Source organism: Halococcus sp. AFM35 (assembly GCF_051195015.1).
GTDB lineage: Archaea > Halobacteriota > Halobacteria > Halobacteriales > Halococcaceae > Halococcus.
On record NZ_JBNTJU010000088.1, the window covers coordinates 1 to 1,439 of the forward strand.

Genomic DNA, 1,439 nt, shown 5'->3' on the forward strand with positions numbered 1-1,439 from the left:
AATTCCCGATTCGGCTATTTAAATCGCCCTGTGCGAGTCGATTGTGAACGAGTTTGTTCATAACGATCAGCTGCCAAAACAGAGACGTCACCGGTAGCTCAATCTCCGGTACTCGGTCACATTCGCTGGATGTGACCGAACGCACGCTGATTTCGGGACGAAGAAGAGTGCCGCCGCTGGAGGCGGCGGCGCTCGGTCGGGAAGAACCCGCGGTTAGCCGATCTCACCGCGTGGCTTGTCCCAGAAGTTGCGGATGATTTTGATCGTATCCACGACCGTACCACGGATGCGGTACGTCCGGTGGTAGTAATCAGCCAACACGTACGCGATCAACGCGCAGAACAGCTCAACCAGCGCTCCGTTCAACGTTTTGCTATGGAACTCTTGAACATTAAAATACTGTTTGAGCTTGCGAAACATAATTTCAATCAGCCACCTCACAGCGTAAATCACCGCCACGTCGAGTGGATCGTAGGATTCTGGCGGTAGTGTCGTGAGATACGTATTGACCCGCTCGCCGCCATCCGCGTCACCGTCAGCGATTCTGACGGTGACGCGACGGAACTCCACTCCAGTCGAGGCCAACTCACCCAGTTCGTCGGTGATGTGAGTGATGTCTCTGTCTTCGGTCTTCTCGAAGTCTCTCTCGCAGAGCGTTTCTTCGGCGGTGAACTGAGCATTCGTCCTCAGCGGCGTCACGAAATCAATGTCCCACCGATTCAGACTACAAAATCGATCGTAGTCGACGTATCCCATGTCGAAGACGGCGATAAGATCGTCGAGGTCCTCGTGGACCTCGACTTGATCGAGCAGATCTTCGAAGCAGTTGGTTTCGTGCGTGTTCGGGTCAGTAACGACAGTTCCGATAGGATGTGAACTGGAGGGACTCAATCGAGCGGCGGAATGGAGTCTGAGACCGCCGTGTTCAGGTCGCAGCTCGTGGAGATCATCGTCGATCTCCACGAGCATGGAGGTCCGAAGCGGGAGGTTGGTCTTGTCGAAGCCAACGATCCAGCGGTCGGAAATGTCCTCCAGTTGGAGGCGGACATCGCCGGAGGCATGGTAGAACTCCGGACGCTGGAGGATAGCGTTCGCCAGATCGGCGAACGCTTCCCACGGTCTTCGGTTGGTGAGCCGAGAAAAGTGACCTTGGCTGATTGATTCGAGGCCCGCACGAACGTCGGTTTGTTGGTCGAGATCGTCGAGGGTTTTCGGGTCATGTATCCCCAAGAACGCGCCTATCTTGGCGTGTTCTTCGAAATCATGGCGGTCAGAATGAAGACCGACGCGATGGTCGGCAGCGATTTCCTCGCTGCCGACGACATCAAACAGTTCGGTGAACCGATCGACGACGCGATCAGGTGAGGGTTCCATATCATCAGCACGAACGGTCAGCAAGCGGATGAGCGGGGCGTTTTATATACTCGAATCGGGAATTG

The 1,439-nt window shown here is 55.3% G+C and carries 1 protein-coding gene; it reads right to left on the reverse strand.

Going from position 1 to position 1,439, the window contains the following annotated elements:
* Positions 1-213: 213 nt before the first annotated feature.
* On the reverse strand, positions 214-1,374 hold the full coding sequence (locus ACQUQO_RS18180) for an IS4 family transposase (protein WP_435080060.1): 1,161 nt from the start codon (positions 1,372-1,374) through the stop codon (positions 214-216).
* Positions 1,375-1,439 lie beyond the last annotated feature (65 nt).